The organism is Porphyromonas sp. COT-052 OH4946 (genome assembly GCF_000765965.1).
Lineage (GTDB): Bacteria > Bacteroidota > Bacteroidia > Bacteroidales > Porphyromonadaceae > Porphyromonas > Porphyromonas gulae.
The window spans coordinates 340,689-356,036 of sequence record NZ_JQZY01000009.1 but is presented as its reverse complement, the minus strand read 5'-3'; the positions used below and the strand labels follow the sequence as shown (position 1 = coordinate 356,036).

Below are 15,348 nucleotides of genomic sequence, written 5' to 3'. Positions count from 1 at the left end.
TGTTACCTCTAAATACTGCTTTCTCTGTCGATATCAATATATTTCTTTCACACGCTTATTCCCCTCATAAACCACAATGTAGGCATCAGGGAAATTCTTTCTAACTTTTTTCCGAAGGCGTCGTGCCTCACTCTCAGTCGAAGCCGCTCCTGTAAGATAATAGAATCGACTGCCATGTTGTTCAATACTCACATTATACCCTTTCAACCGCTTGTCGTTTTTCTTCAGCTTCGTTTTGGAGGACAAGATCTGTATTTTATAGGTTTTCTTCGCGGATCGGATGGCTGCATCGGGTTTTACGGCCTGACGCTTGGGAGCTTCTTCAGAAGCTATACTGTCTTCGTCATCGGACACTTCTTTTGAGGAAAAATCGTCCTTCTCTTCAGCTTCTATATCATCCTTATGATCCTCTTCGGCGGCTTGCGGTGCAGGAGCAAGCACCTTGCCCGAACGTCTGTCGTAATCCTCTTTGTAGCGAGTAAAGCCCTTAGCAATGGCCGATGCCAATTCACTTTGTCCGGCTTCCGAACCCATATAGCGAGCCTCTGCAGGATTGCTCACGAAGCCCAATTCGATCAGGACACTCGGCATAGCTGAAAACACAAGTACGGCCAGATTGCCAAGCTTCACGCCCCTATCGTAACGTCCTTTGGCAGCAAATCCCTTTTGGATCTGCTGAGCCAGTCTGATACTCTGATCCTGATACGTATTCTGCATCAGCTCGAACATAATATAACTCTCGGAGGAGCGAGGATCGAATCCCTTATAGACGGTCTTATAGTCTTTCTCCATCAATATAACGGCATTTTCACGCTGAACTACCGCCATATTTTTACTATTGCGTTCATGCCCCATCACATAGGTCTCGGTACCATAAGCACTTTGGCCTCGCTCTTGCGAATTGGCATGGATACTGATAAAAAGATCGGCGTGATTCTTGTTGGCAAATTCGGCACGCCCCATCAAGGTAACGAAGAAGTCTTTCTCGCGAGTATAAAGCACTTTCACATCGGGATGACTTTTTTTGATCAGTCGTCCTAATCGCAAAGCCACAGCCAGATTGATGTCTTTCTCACGAAAACCATGAGCGACTGCCCCCGAATCATGCCCTCCATGTCCGGCATCGATAACCACCGTAAACGCACGATTGCGTTGGCTCTCCAACGGCAAACAAACGATCAGTAGAAGAGCCGTAATCCAAAGCAACAGATAGGGGGTATGGTTTTTCCTCGACATGAACTTTATTATCCCTTAAATGAGTACAAAAATAAGGATTATCCGCAACAAACGATGGCTCCAAAATTGCCTTTTTTACTATCGGCCCTTTAGAGGAAGCTTGGCCGAGGCATCGAAAGAAAAAGGACAGCCACAAAAAAAGAATGCACCGACTTCTCATACCATACTGAGAAAATCGGTGCAATTCTTTTCGAGCCTCTTGTCGGATTCGAACCAACGACCCCGAGATTACAAATCACGTGCTCTGGCCAGCTGAGCTAAAGAGGCGGATGGGTAAGCTGGCTATATCGCGCCGCTACAACCTAATACCCTTGCTGCGATCAAGCCCTGGGGGAATCAAAGGGAGCATGCCGTATAGGACTTACCCAGGTGCAAAAGTAGTAATAATTCCATAACGACCAAATGATTGGATCGAAAATAATCGGATTTTTTCCTCCTCACAGTGAAAATTCTTTCGGAAAAAAACGACCCAAGCCGACCGAAATGGAGAATATTTGCAATGCGACTTTCTATTCCCGACGATTAGAGACTTTTCCTATATTTGTGGGCCGACAAAGCACCCACCAAAAGCATCAAGTTCTTCACTTGAAGTGTTTATCGAATTGATATAGAACGATATTAACAAACCGTTTACGACTAAATAACAACAAATATGCACACTGCCCTCATACATACATTCCCCGGCTCATCAGACCGATTCTATGGCCTACGGACCTATCATGCCACTACAATATTCAGACTAAGCAAGAATATCTCTATGACGAATAAAGAGGCATAACGCTTCCATAGTCTCCTCAAAGATCTAAGGCAGCCACCGAGTTCTATGGGGAACTCGGTGGCTGCCTTTGTTTTATCACCTCTCGAAAAAGCCTTTTTCAGCCTGCGATTTATATAGAAATGAGTTTCTATCTATATATAAATGGAAAACGATTTATATACAAATCGAAAACGATCTATATATTTATCGTAAATGATTTGTATATAGATCGTTATCTTCTCTTCCAAAAGTCATGTTTCTACCTGAAAAACTTCCTCTTCTTGCCTTTTTCGCTTCAAAATCTTCTTCCTTTCAGGTGCTTATTTGGAATGATTCCAAACTCATCTTCGTTGTTGAAAACCTTTTTGGCGCGTATTTTTAAGCCGGTTAATGGCAAAAAAGGAAATAAAAAAGGCTAAGCACGAACCGATCTATGTCGGTATGCTTAGCCTATTTATCGCTTTAGCAACTTTCTATGATCTGACTGTATCGCTTACAGTGCTTCGTTTACGTCAAGCCCCAAAGCCTTTGCTACTCCCTTGCCATAGTCCGGATCAGCCTTGTAGCAATTCGCTATATGGCGCAGCTTGATCTCTTTGGGGATATCACCCATGGCACGAGCCGTATTGTCGAATAGTACCTGCTGCTGATCCGGCGACATGATATGGAAGAGCTTGCGAGGCTGAGAATAATAGTCACTGTCATCTTCCCTGAAATCCCATTGATAGGCAGCACCATCAAGTTCGAGGGGTGGCTCTTTGTACTCATTCTGATCTTGCCAGTGCCCATAGCTGTTAGGCTCATAGCCAAGACGCGAACCGAAGTTGCCATCTACCCTCATGGCTCCATCCCTGTGATACATATTCAGGAAAGGACAACGACTCCTGTTTACAGGTATTTGGTGATGATTCACGCCGAGCCGATAGCGCTGCGTATCGCCATAGGAAAACAGACGCCCCTGCAACATCCTGTCAGGTGAGAAACTGATGCCGGGCACCACATTGGCAGGATTGAATGCCGACTGCTCCACATCGGCGAAGTAGTTTTCAGGATTGCGGTTCAGCTCCATTACGCCAACTTCGATAAGGGGAAAATCTTTCTGCGACCACACCTTTGTCAAGTCGAAAGGATTATACGGCAAAGCTTTGGCTTCTTCCTCCGTCATGATCTGCACCTTGAGCGTCCAACGAGGATAGTCGCCACGCTCAATGCTTTCAAATAAGTCTCTCTGATGACTTTCACGATCTTTCCCGATCAATGCTTCCGCCTCTGCATCTGTCAGATTCTTTATACCCTGTTGAGTGTGGAGATGAAATTTCACCCAATGTCTTACTCCTTCGGCGTTGATAAACGAGAATGCATGGCTTCCGTAGCCGTGCATGTGACGATAGCTGGCAGGTATACCTCGGTCGCTCATTGTGATAGTCACCTGATGGAGAGCTTCGGGCAGAAGTGTCCAAAAGTCCCAGTTGTTTTGAGGACTCCTCATATTGGTGCGTGGGTCACGCTTTACTACGTGGTTCAGGTCGGGGAATTTGAGAGGATCTCTCAGGAAAAATACGGGGGTATTGTTTCCAACGAGGTCCCAGTTACCTTCCTCAGTATAAAACTTGATAGCAAAGCCACGTATATCCCGCTCCGCATCAGCCGCACCACGCTCTCCAGCCACAGTCGAGAAGCGTACAAACAGCTCGGTCTGCTTGCCGATCTCGGAGAAAATAGCCGCCTTCGTGTACTTGGTGATGTCATGAGTGACAGTAAATGTGCCGAAAGCTCCCGAACCTTTGGCATGCATACGACGTTCGGGGATCACTTCACGATCGAAGTGAGCCAGCTTTTCCAAAAACCAGACATCCTGCAGAAGCATAGGACCACGCTTGCCTGCAGTGGCCACATTCTGATTGTCTGCTACGGGGGCACCCGCAGCTGTAGTAAGTTTGTTCTTTTCCATTGTTTTGTCTCTTATTTAAGTTAAGTAATTAAATGTCCAAACAAGATGTCATTTACTTTTTTCGTGAAGTGTCTTTATCTTCTCTATATAATGATCCAATCTCCGTTTGTCATCCTCTGAGAGGATACCGGTACGAGAGCGCATCGTATCGATGCAAGCGACACCCGACAAATTGAGATGCCGCTTCATCTTGTTGAAGATGGCACCGGTACGCACCTTATAAGTAGCAAAAAGGACAAGATTGGGAGGCAATGTCGCCGGAAGTTTGCGAGAGCCTTCTACCCAAAGATGGCTGGGATGCTGATTGACGACGAACCACCCCGAAGTCCAGCTACCAAGCATAAGGAGATCCGAGTCCTTGATCTGATCGTCCTTAAAGTCAGAAAGTGCTCCGAAGCTCACATTCACCCCCCTACTCCACAAGTACATGGCCATAGCTCTTGCCCATCCGGCAGTACGGCCTTTCTTGCTCTGATATAGTATAGTTGCTTTCATTTTTCTTTTTATTCGTATTACTTATTTGACAAATATATAGAGCAAGATTCTTATATGTAATTCGCAGATTTTATCAAACTATAGCTCTTATCTATATTCCATAAACCGATTGCATATCATCCTCCTCAACAGCGGAATCATGCACTAAAAAACACCATAAAGTAACCCCGTTCAGTCCTCCATCTTACTGCCTCAAATATAACACTTTATACCAACTATTTAAAGCCTTTCACACAAGAATCCCAAAAACCGTCAATGAATGGGATTTGAATAGAGGAAATCGCTCATGATTCGATAGACAATGGGAAAAGAATGGCCAGGGAAAGAGAATGAAACGGCTCTTGTGGGTACAACTTTGCATCCGGATACCTCGATGCAGGTAAAAGAGCGAGGGAGAGCCTGCGGTTTGACGAATTCTTCGATGAAAATAAGCATCTTTGTCATACTGAGAACGTTGTGCCGCAGGCCAACAGGCCGAACACTTCGGTAATAATAGAAGTTATAGAAGCATGAATTTATTCTCGAATCTTCCATTTCGTTTCGATGTACGCCGTCTGTCCGAAGATACGCTCAAAGCCATCTATTCTTTGGAAGAAGATGGTCTGCCCGTCAATGCAGACCAACTGGCCGGACTGACCGGACTGAAGGTAAGCAACCAACAGTATATACTCGATCTGCTGCACAAACAAGGCTATTGTCTTCCTCCGGACTCGCATCTGACCGAAAGCGGACGGAAATATGCGCTCAAGGTGATTCGACGCCACAGGCTTTTGGAAAAATACCTGTCCGAACACTCCGGCTACGAACCCAGCGAATGGCATGCACAAGCCTGTAAGGAGGAGCACTATCTGTCCGATGAAGAGCAGAAGCGGATAGCAGTCCGCCTCGGCAATCCGCTTTTTGACCCACACGGCGATCCCATCCCGACGGAAGAGGGTGAAGTGCAGTCGGTGGAAGGAGTATATGCCGACGAACTGCCGGACGATTCGTACGTGAGAGTGATCCACATCGAAGACGAGCCTACCGACCTGTACCGACAGATAGAAACCATCGGCCTCTTCCGGGGTGCTGTATTCCACCTTCTGCGTACCGATACAAATGGAGTGCACCTCTCTTTCGAGGGGGAGCAATTCTTGCTACCACGGGAGGCTGCACATAATCTGACCGTAATGCCCTGTACGGACGAAGGCATGATAGATTTGGCGCAGAAGACCGTCAAGCTCACTACGCTTCGTCAGGGTGAAGAAGCTACAATAGCCGGCATCAGTAAGGCCTGTCGGGGAGCCAATCGCAGACGGCTGTTGGACTTGGGATTCGTACGCGGTAGCCGAATCGCCATAGATCTGACCAGCCCCTTGGGCAATCCGACGGCTTATGTGGTCAGAGGAACAGCCATCGCCCTGCGACACGATCAAGCTCGTTATATCCTTATATACAGGTAAAAAACAAAACGCTCAGACCAACTTCGAATCGAATGATGAAAAAGAGTGCTGCCACTTCTTCAGCCTGCAACGGCTGTCCCGCACACAGCGGAAATAAACTACGGCGCTTGGGCACCGATGCGGAACGATACGACTTTACCATCGCCCTTGCCGGCAACCCCAATACGGGCAAGAGCACGGTATTCAATGCTCTGACCGGACTCAAACAACATACCGGCAACTGGCCCGGGAAAACGGTAGAGAAAGCCGAAGGTGCATTCTCGTATGCCGGCTCTTCATACAAGATAGTGGATCTTCCGGGTACCTATTCTCTCCTTTCTACTTCCGAGGATGAGGAGATCGCTCGCGACTTCATTCTCTTCGGCAAGCCCGATGTTACCCTCATCGTGGCGGATGCTACCCGACTGGAGCGGAATATGAATCTGATCCTGCAAATCCTCGAAATAACAGATCGTGCCGTCCTATGTGCCAATCTGATGGACGAAGCCGAACGGAACGGCGTGCAGATCGACCTGAGAGGTCTCTCGCGCAGGCTGGGTATCCCTGTCGTAGGAGCCAGTGCACGTTCGGGCGAAGGCATATCCGATCTCCTGTCGGCCCTGTCCGAGGTGGCCAAAGGGATTTATCGCTGTACTCCGCATCGGCTGATAAGCATCGGTACCGAAATAGATGCGAAGATCGATTCTTTGGCCGAATCCATCCGGCTCTTTCATCCCGATACGCCCAATAGCAGATGGTTAGCTCTTCGCCTTACGGAGGGAGACCGACGGGTGGAGAATATGCTCTATGCCGATAACGAAGCTCTGGCGGAGAAGCTGAAAGGAGAGGTGGACGAATTTCGCCGCAACTTCGGCGAAGACCTGCATGACCAGCTCTCGGAAGCACTCTATTCCGACGCCGGAAAAATATGCCAAGAAGTGGTCACTCAGGCCAACAAACGCGGAAGAACACCTCTGGATATTAAGATAGATCGCATCGTTACGAGCCGGAAGTGGGGTTTTCCCATCATGTTGCTCATGTTGGCCTTCGTACTGTGGATTACCATTGTAGGCTCCAACTATCCGTCCCAGTGGTTGAGCAACAGCCTTGTAGGTATTCTCCATCGCTTGCTGAAGACACGAGCTATGGATCTCCTGCCGGATTGGTTGAGCGGATTTCTCATCGATGGTGTCTACTTGGCTACGGCTTGGGTCGTAAGTGTCATGTTGCCGCCGATGGCCATTTTCTTTCCTCTCTTTACATTATTGGAAGACTTCGGTTTTCTTCCGCGAGTGGCATTCAATCTGGACGAACTCTTTCGTCGTTCGGGTGCGCACGGCAAGCAGGCTCTGACCATGACGATGGGCTTCGGCTGCAATGCGGCGGCAGTCATCAATACGCGCATCATCGACAGCCAAAGGGAGAGGCTGATAGCTATTCTGACCAACAACTTCTCCCTGTGCAACGGCCGTTGGCCTACGCAGATACTCCTTGCCACGGTCTTCCTCACGCCTGCCGTACCGGCCTATCTGCGTGGCGTGATCGGCATCGGGTCGGTCGTGGCCATCGCATTGCTGGGTATCGCTTTCATGTTTTTCTTCTCTTGGGTACTCTCCCGGACGCTGCTGCGAGGTCAAGTATCCACGTTCAATCTGGAGCTTCCACCCTACCGTCCGCCACAGTTTTGGCAGACGATCTATAAGTCCATAGTAGACCGTACGCTCGTCGTTTTGTGGCGTGCCGTTGTCTTTGCTGCGCCGGCCGGTGCCCTTATCTGGCTCACCTGCAACATTCAAATCGGCGGAATCGGGATAGCCGAATATCTGATCGACCTGCTGGACGGCCCCGGGTGGCTGATGGGACTCAACGGTGTCATTCTGCTGGCCTATGTATTGGCTATTCCGGCTAATGAAATAGTGATACCCACGATCCTGATGCTGACCGTCCTGACTACGGGAATAGACGGAGGAGCCGGTGCCGGCGTCATGTTCGAAGCCGATGGTGCGGCCGAAACGGCACGACTGTTCGAAGCCGGCGGTTGGACTATGCTGACGGGTATCAACCTCATGCTCTTCTGCCTGCTCCACAATCCTTGCAGCACCACTCTGTTCAACATATATAAAGAGACGGGGAGCCGGAAGTGGACACTGCTGGCAGCCTTGATTCCGCTTGCCACGGGTTTCGTTGTCACCGTAGCCGTGGCCTTTGTATGGCGGTTGGTCGGAGGATAAGACCGAAAAAACTTTCCCAAACGAATTGCGATCGAATGAATGATTTTCGCCCCAACCCTTCCCTCTTGTTGGAGACGAGCTGGGAGGTTTGCAATAAGCAGGGTGGTATATACACTGTGCTTACATCAAGGGCACACGAGATGATGAAACGCCACGACGGACGTATCATTTTCATAGGCCCCCTGCTAACGGAGCAGGAAGAATTACCTGCCGATTTTGAGAATACAGTCCCTGCCATCTTGGAGGATTGGCATCGCGATGCAGCACCTTCGCTGGACTTGCGATATGTGTGCGGCAGCTGGCGAACTCCCGGTACTCCCCCTGTAGTACTGGTGGACTTCGAATCCCTCTATGCACAGAAAGCAAAGCTCTACTATGAGATGTGGGAGCACTTCGGCATCCAAAGCGACAAGGGGTACGGCGACTATGACGAAGCCTCGCTCTTCGGCATTGCCGCAGCTCAAACGATGCACAGTCTGTGCGAATACCTCTGCCCCGAAGACCAACCGGTCATAGGCATATTCAACGAATGGATGCTCGGCATGGGACTCCTCTACAGCAAGCGGAAAACGCCTCGTCTGAAAACTCTTTTCCTCACACATGCCACCACCACAGGGCGGTCTATCGCCGGCAACAACAAAGCTCTGTATACATACATGCCGGGCTACAACGGCGATCAAATGGCAGCCGAACTCGGTGTGGAAGCCAAGCACGGGATAGAAAAGGCGGCGGCTCACCAATCGGATACCTTTGCCACGGTAAGCGAACTCACGGCCAAAGAATGCCGACAGCTGCTCGAGCGCAATCCGATGGTACTGCCCAATGGATTCGAACCGAACTTCGTACCGCAAGGAGAAGAATACGAAAGGCGGCGCACCGAAGCGCGAAAGCGACTGCTCCACGTAGCAGAACATCTGACCGGCAAGCAACTGCCTGCCGACACTTTGCTGGTAGCAACGAGCGGACGCCACGAGTACAGGAACAAAGGTATCGACCTCTTCATTGATGCCGTCTCCGATGCCGGACGATCAGGCAAACTTCGCACCCCGGCTTTGGCTTTCATCCTCGTGCCGGCATGGGTAGCCGGAGCACGTGCCGACCTGCAATATCTGCTAAATCATCCCAATCCGACGGAGTATAAGGAGAAACCGCTTCCCTATCCTTTCCTGACGCATTGGCTGTACGACGCACAGGAGCAGACTATCTCGAAACGACTCGGCGAATCCGCCGGCAGTGCCGGAGAGGCCTCCTTCATCTTCGTCCCCTGTTACCTGAATCGGAAGGACGGCATCTTCGGTCTCAGCTACTACGATTTGCTCATCGGCATGGATCTGACCGTCTTTCCCTCCTACTATGAACCGTGGGGATATACGCCGCTGGAGAGCATCGCCTTCGGTATCCCCACAGTGACGACCGACCTTTCGGGCTTCGGACTTTGGGCTATGCAGGAGCGGGGCAGTCGGGACGACTTCAGCACCGGTGTAGCCGTCATCAAGCGTACCGACGACAATTATGCAGAAGCCGTACAAGCCATCGCCGAGCTGCTATGTCGTTGGCCGGCCGAAACTGCCGACCGAACGGTCTACCGGCAGGCAGCCATGCAAACGGCATCCCATGCAGAGTGGCGTCTGTTTTACGACCGGTATGAAGAAGCATACTCCGCATTGCTCAGCCGGGATTGAGGACAATCGATAATGAAAAAAACGCATCTTTGTAGTCCATTCCACGAACAAACAGCTATTACAAGACAATGATACCGAACATACTGCTTCTAATCCTCGGATTGCTCTTAGTCGTTGGCGGAGCCAATTTCCTCACCGATGGCGCAGCCTCCATTGCCAAGCGATTCCGGCTCTCGGACTTGGTCATCGGCCTTACCGTACTGGCCTTCGGCACATCGGCACCCGAACTCACCGTCAGTCTGATGGCAGCTCTGAAAGGAAGTGCCGATATAGCCATCGGCAACGTCATCGGGAGCAATATCTTCAACATTCTGGCTATCGTGGGAGTTACGGCCCTGATCATACCGCTGGCCATGTCGAACAGTACGATCCGTATCGAAATCCCCCTGACCATCCTCTCCTCCGCGGTCTTGTTTTTCATGGCCAACGACCGTCTCTTCGACATGGCCGGAGAGAATGTGATCACCCGTACCGAAGGCTTCGTGCTGCTGGCTTTCTTCCTGATATTTCTATTCTACACCTTCAATATGTCCAAAGGGGAAGAATCCCCCGGACAGGTAAGGCTGTTTGGCCTGCCCCTATCCATAATAATGGTAATAGGCGGTCTGGCAGCTCTCGTCTTCGGGGGCGATCTGTTCGTGGACAATGCAGCCATGCTTGCTGCACGGATGGGCATAAGCGAATCGGTTGTCGCCATCACCATAGTAGCGGGAGGAACTTCCCTGCCCGAATTGGTCACCAGCGTGGTGGCTGCCATCAAGAAGCGTCCGGGCATGGCCATCGGCAATATCGTCGGTAGCAACCTCTTCAACATCCTGCTCATCCTCGGAGTCAGTGCGTCCATCAGCCCCATAAGGATCCAAGGCATTACGGTCGTGGACTACGGGATCTTCATCCTTGCGACAATCCTGCTCTATATTTTCGGTCTTTTCTTCGGCGACAAAACGATCAAACGCTTCGAAGGCAGCATCCTCCTATCGCTCTTCGTCTGCTATACGGTCTATCTGGTTATGACCGCCTAAAGAAAACTATACGGGGAAAAATGCGAAAGAAAAGGCTCGATGCCATCCGTCGGCATATCCTGCGAGGGGAAATCTCCACTCAAGAGAAGTTGCAAACAGCCTTACTGTCCGAAGGCATTTCCGTATCGCAGGGCACACTTTCGCGTGATCTGGAGCTCCTCGGCATAGAAAAATCGACTTCGCCTTCGGGGGGAAAAGTGTACAGTCTGCCCCAAGACAGTCGTCCACCCTCCCCTCGCGGTGAACTTCGCATCGGACGCACCGAAGGGTTTATCGGACTGGCCAATGCAGGAGAGACGCTCCTGCTCAATACGGTCGAAGGCCATGCAACCCGCATCGCATCGGAAATAGAGGAGCTGTCTGCGCCCGAAGTGGCGAATGTATTCTTCGGCCCAACACACATCGTTGTCATCGGACAGAAAGGAACCACGCGTCAGGCTTTGCTCTGCGCCATTGCTCCGGCCGTTCCCGAAGTCCTCCGCTGAGAACCGACACGCCTCCTCTCGGCAAACCCACCCAAAAACGATTGTAGGCCGTTTCTTGCTCTTTACACTGATGCAGGACACGATTGTAGGCCGTTTCTTGCTTCCTGCACCGCTGCATGGAGCAAGAAACACCCTACGATGATACCCACAAATGACTGCTCTACAATGAATTACACCATAAAAACGACATTTCCATGAGATAGCTGTTTGGCATGCGTTTGCTCTCCTATCGATAGGTATTTCCCTTACCATCACTATATTTTCTGTAGTTTTGTACCGCTTCATCAATTAAAAACAACGACAATTATGTTTTCCGGAATCGTAGAAGAATATGCCCAAGTGACAGATCTCCATCGCGAAAATGACAATCTGCACATCACGATGACGTGCTCTTTCGTCAATGAACTCAAGATAGACCAAAGCATCGCACACAACGGCGTATGCCTCACCGTAGTCAGCAAGACGGACACCACCTATACCGTGACCGCCATACGCGAAACCCTCGAACGCTCCAACCTCGGACTCCTCCAAATAGGCGATCTCGTCAATCTGGAACGAAGCATGATGATGGGCGGCCGACTCGATGGGCACATCGTGCAGGGACACGTAGATCAGACGGCTGTATGTACCGCAGTGGAAGAAGCCGGCGGCAGCCACTACTATTCGTTCGAATACAAGCTCGACAAGGAGATGGCTCGCCAAGGCTATATGACCGTGGAGAAAGGATCCGTATGCGTCAATGGCGTGAGCCTGACCGTATGCGACTCCGGCATGAACAGCTTCCGTGTGGCCATCATCCCCTATACTCGGGACCATACGAATTTCTGCCGCATTGTCCCAGGTAGCGTGGTCAATCTGGAATTCGACATCGTGGGGAAATACCTCAGCAAGATGCTCCAATACCAATGAACCCAAACGACTTTTACTCCCTGATCGAACAGCGGCAGAGCGATCGCAAGTTCGATCCCGACCGCCCCGTACCCGAAGACGTGCTTGAGCGCATCATCGAAGCGGGGCGTCTCTCCCCCTCAGCCTGCAATTCGCAGCCTTGGAGCTTTGTAGTCGTCACCGATCCCGATACTCGCAAACAGTTGGCGGAAGCCTCATCGTCCCGGCTATTGGGTATGAATCATTTCACACGTCAGGCTCCCGTACACATCGTAGTAGTAGAGGAGAAAGCCAACTTCACGGCTACTATCGGCGGAAAAATGAAAAAAATCCACTATGCCAATATCGATCTCGGCATAGCTGCCGCACACATCACGCTTGCTGCCACGGCTGAAGGTCTCGGTAGCTGCATCATAGGTTGGGTAAACGAAGCCAAGATTCGCGAAATACTGGGTATCCCCTCCGGACGTCGCGTAGTCATGAACATCATGCTCGGCTATTCCGCCGATCCGCACAGGGCCAAGAAGCGCAAAGAAACCTCGGAGATTCTTCACCGCGAGAAGTGGTAGGTTCTCTCTCCTCCCTCCCCCCGAAGAGGTTACATACATAGTATATAGTATAGCTCATTATGTACGACATTCAAAAAATCAGGGAAGACTTCCCCATCCTCCATACCCGGGTACACGGTAAACCCCTCATCTATCTGGACAATGCCGCCACGACGCAAAAACCCATAGCGGTATTAGACCAAATCGAACGAGCCTACCGCACATTCAACGCCAACATCCACCGCGGCGTACACCATCTGAGTCAGGTGGCTACGGAGCAGCACGAGAATGCTCGCAAGCGGATAGCCTGCTACATCGGAGCAGAAGACCCGAAAGAGCTGCTCTTTACGCGTGGCACTACCGAGGCGATCAATCTGGTGGCCTCTTCGTTCGGCCAAGCTTTCGTCCGTTCCGGCGATGAGATTATCATCAGCACCCTCGAACACCATTCGAACATCGTCCCGTGGCAACTTTTGGCCGAGCGTACCGGTGCTCGGCTCAGAGTGATCCGGCTGACTGAATCGGGCGAACTGGATGTGGAGCATTTCCGGTCTCTACTCAACGAACGCACCAAAATCGTTTCGATAGCCCACATCAGCAATGTGCTCGGCACCATCAATCCCATACGCCGGATAACGGATTTGGCTCATGCCGCCGGAGTACCCGTTCTGGTCGATGGAGCACAGGCCATCGCCCACTGCCGGGTAGATGTGCGGGAGTTGGGAGCGGATTTCTACGCTTTCTCCGGCCATAAAGTGTACGCACCTACAGGAATAGGCGTATTGTATGGCAAAGCAGAGTGGCTGGAGAAGATGCCCCCTTACCACGGCGGTGGAGAGATGATCGCCAAGGTGACATTCGAAAAGACCACCTACAACGAATTGCCCTATAAGTTCGAAGCCGGCACACCGAACTATGTCGGTTCCACGGCTTTGGCCACAGCTCTCGACTACATCGAAGGATTGGGCTTAGAAGCCATAGCCGCACATGAAGACAAACTCCTGCGCATGGCCACCGAAGGCGTGAGAGCTTTCTCCAATGCCCGTATCATCGGAGAAGCCGAACACAAGAGCGGTGTGCTCTCTTTCCTCATAGGGGACATTCATCCCTATGACCTCGGCATGCTGCTCGATCGGCTTGGTATAGCCATCCGCACCGGACACCACTGTGCCGAACCGCTGCTCGAAAGCATGGGACTCAATGCCACGGCTCGCGCCTCCTTTGCCCTATACAACACCGAGGAGGAAGTGGAGCAATTCCTCCAAGCCTTGAAGCGCGTAGTAAGCATGTTCTAATTTCTTCCCCATGCTTCTCTCTCGCTATATAGACGATGACTTGCGTGAATGCGGTTGCGACGAAGCCGGTCGCGGCTGTCTGGCCGGTCCCGTCTATGCAGCGGCTGTGATCCTGCCGGCCGACTTCTCTCATCCCCTGCTGAATGATTCGAAGCAACTGAGCGAAAAGCAACGCTACACCCTTCGCCCTGTCATAGAATCCGAGGCTATCGCATGGGGGATAGGTATCGTAAGTGTACAGGAAATAGACGAGATCAATATCCTCAGAGCTTCATTTCTCGCCATGCATCGCGCCATAGAGCAGTTGCCTTTTCGCCCCGAAAGGCTGCTGATCGACGGCAATCGGTTCGATCCTTTCGAACAAATCCCCCACCACTGCATCGTGGGAGGCGATGCCCGCTATCGCTCCATCGCAGCAGCTTCCATTTTGGCCAAAACTTATCGGGACGACGCGATGCTCCTTCTGAATAAGGACTTCCCGATGTACGGATGGGAGTGCAACAAAGGCTATCCTTCGCCGGCACACAAATCTGCTATTCGTCGCTTCGGAGTTTCGCCGCATCACCGCCTTACTTTCCGCGGAGTAGCGGACGCAGACCGGCCGGCAGCAGAATAAAGGGACTATATTTGCACCACTGAATATGAGCAGGAAAAACCGGCACAATGTACTCCCGCGAGCCACGATGCTCCGAAAGAAAACCATCCAGATCCGACTGAACGAGGCGGAGCACAAGGCCGTCGAAACCTATTGCAGCCGTTTCAAGGTGGAGAACCGCTCTCGCTGGATCCGCGAAACGCTGATGAAAGAGGTAATACACCGATTAGAAAGTGATACTCCTTTGCTTTTCCGAGAGGAGGAAATGCGATGACAGCCCCTACCCTTGCCACAGATGACATCCGCTATATGAGGCTTGCACTTGAAGAGGCGCGAGCGGCCGCTGACGAAGGAGAGGTTCCTATCGGAGCCGTGATCGTTTGCAAGGGGCAGATCGTTGCGCGTGCTCACAACAGAGTGGAAAGCCTGAACGACCCTACGGCTCATGCCGAAATGCTTGCCATCACGATGGCTGTGGATGCCATAGGGGGGAAATACCTCCGCGACTGCACACTGTACGTGACTGTCGAACCCTGCCTGATGTGTGCCGGCGCACTTCGCTGGACGCAAATACCACGAGTAGTGTACGGAGCTTCCGAACCCAAAGTGGGCTACAGGCTGTTCACCGATCATGCACTCCACCCCAAATGCCGCGTAGAAGGCGGTATATTGGCGGACGAATCAGAGGATCTGATGCGTAGTTTCTTTGCCGAACGGCGGTAGCCGAGCGATACATTTATAT

At 51.2% G+C, this 15,348-nt stretch carries 14 protein-coding genes and 1 tRNA gene; 11 read left to right on the top strand and 4 right to left on the bottom strand.

The window, feature by feature from the left end; all coding sequences use genetic code 11:
- Positions 1–33: 33 nt before the first annotated feature.
- The 4 genes from HQ50_RS03855 to HQ50_RS03835 form a co-directional block, all read right to left on the bottom strand.
- Complete coding sequence (locus HQ50_RS03855) at positions 34–1,236, bottom strand: N-acetylmuramoyl-L-alanine amidase (protein ID WP_039428367.1); 1,203 nt, start codon at positions 1,234–1,236, stop codon at positions 34–36.
- Between the two features lie 193 nt (positions 1,237–1,429).
- A tRNA-Thr gene (locus HQ50_RS03850) sits at positions 1,430–1,503 on the bottom strand.
- 983 nt (positions 1,504–2,486) lie between these two features.
- Positions 2,487–3,944, bottom strand: coding sequence for a catalase (locus tag HQ50_RS03840; RefSeq protein ID WP_018964919.1), 1,458 nt, complete (start codon positions 3,942–3,944; stop codon positions 2,487–2,489).
- Positions 3,945–3,992: 48 nt separating this feature from the next.
- On the bottom strand, positions 3,993–4,439 hold the full coding sequence (locus HQ50_RS03835; protein ID WP_039428364.1) for a hypothetical protein: 447 nt from the start codon (positions 4,437–4,439) through the stop codon (positions 3,993–3,995).
- Positions 4,440–4,948: 509 nt separating this feature from the next.
- On the opposite strand from HQ50_RS03835, the gene HQ50_RS03825 reads away from it, so the two are divergent.
- From HQ50_RS03825 to HQ50_RS03775, 11 genes are all read left to right on the top strand, one after another.
- Complete coding sequence (locus HQ50_RS03825; RefSeq protein WP_039428358.1) at positions 4,949–5,881, top strand: DtxR family transcriptional regulator; 933 nt, start codon at positions 4,949–4,951, stop codon at positions 5,879–5,881.
- A 35-nt stretch (positions 5,882–5,916) separates the two neighbouring features.
- Positions 5,917–8,091, top strand: coding sequence for a ferrous iron transport protein B (gene feoB / locus HQ50_RS03820; RefSeq protein WP_039428644.1), 2,175 nt, complete (start codon positions 5,917–5,919; stop codon positions 8,089–8,091).
- Positions 8,092–8,126: 35 nt separating this feature from the next.
- A complete protein-coding gene (locus HQ50_RS03815) occupies positions 8,127–9,773 on the top strand; it encodes a glycosyltransferase (RefSeq protein ID WP_039428356.1) in 1,647 nt (548 codons plus the stop codon).
- Between the two features lie 68 nt (positions 9,774–9,841).
- Positions 9,842–10,795, top strand: coding sequence for a calcium/sodium antiporter (locus HQ50_RS03810; protein WP_039428354.1), 954 nt, complete (start codon positions 9,842–9,844; stop codon positions 10,793–10,795).
- Between the two features lie 20 nt (positions 10,796–10,815).
- Positions 10,816–11,280, top strand: a complete 465-nt coding sequence (locus tag HQ50_RS03805) for a transcriptional regulator (RefSeq protein ID WP_018964926.1) — start codon at positions 10,816–10,818, stop codon at positions 11,278–11,280.
- A gap of 306 nt (positions 11,281–11,586) precedes the next feature.
- Entirely contained in the window at positions 11,587–12,189 is a 603-nt protein-coding gene (locus tag HQ50_RS03800; protein ID WP_039417789.1) for a riboflavin synthase, read from the top strand.
- A complete protein-coding gene (locus HQ50_RS03795; RefSeq protein WP_039428351.1) occupies positions 12,186–12,737 on the top strand; it encodes a nitroreductase family protein in 552 nt (183 codons plus the stop codon). The genes HQ50_RS03800 and HQ50_RS03795 overlap by 4 nt, the downstream gene beginning before the upstream one ends.
- Positions 12,738–12,796: 59 nt before the next feature.
- The gene (locus HQ50_RS03790) at positions 12,797–14,011 is read left to right on the top strand and encodes an aminotransferase class V-fold PLP-dependent enzyme (RefSeq protein ID WP_039428348.1); all 1,215 of its coding nucleotides are present in this window, start codon (positions 12,797–12,799) and stop codon (positions 14,009–14,011) included.
- A gap of 10 nt (positions 14,012–14,021) precedes the next feature.
- A complete protein-coding gene (locus HQ50_RS03785; RefSeq protein WP_039428346.1) occupies positions 14,022–14,627 on the top strand; it encodes a ribonuclease HII in 606 nt (201 codons plus the stop codon).
- 25 nt (positions 14,628–14,652) lie between these two features.
- Entirely contained in the window at positions 14,653–14,880 is a 228-nt protein-coding gene (locus HQ50_RS03780) for a hypothetical protein (protein ID WP_018965878.1), read from the top strand.
- A complete protein-coding gene (locus tag HQ50_RS03775) occupies positions 14,877–15,329 on the top strand; it encodes a nucleoside deaminase (RefSeq protein ID WP_018965879.1) in 453 nt (150 codons plus the stop codon). Before HQ50_RS03780 ends, HQ50_RS03775 begins: the two co-directional genes overlap by 4 nt.
- The last annotated feature ends 19 nt before the right edge of the window (positions 15,330–15,348 follow it).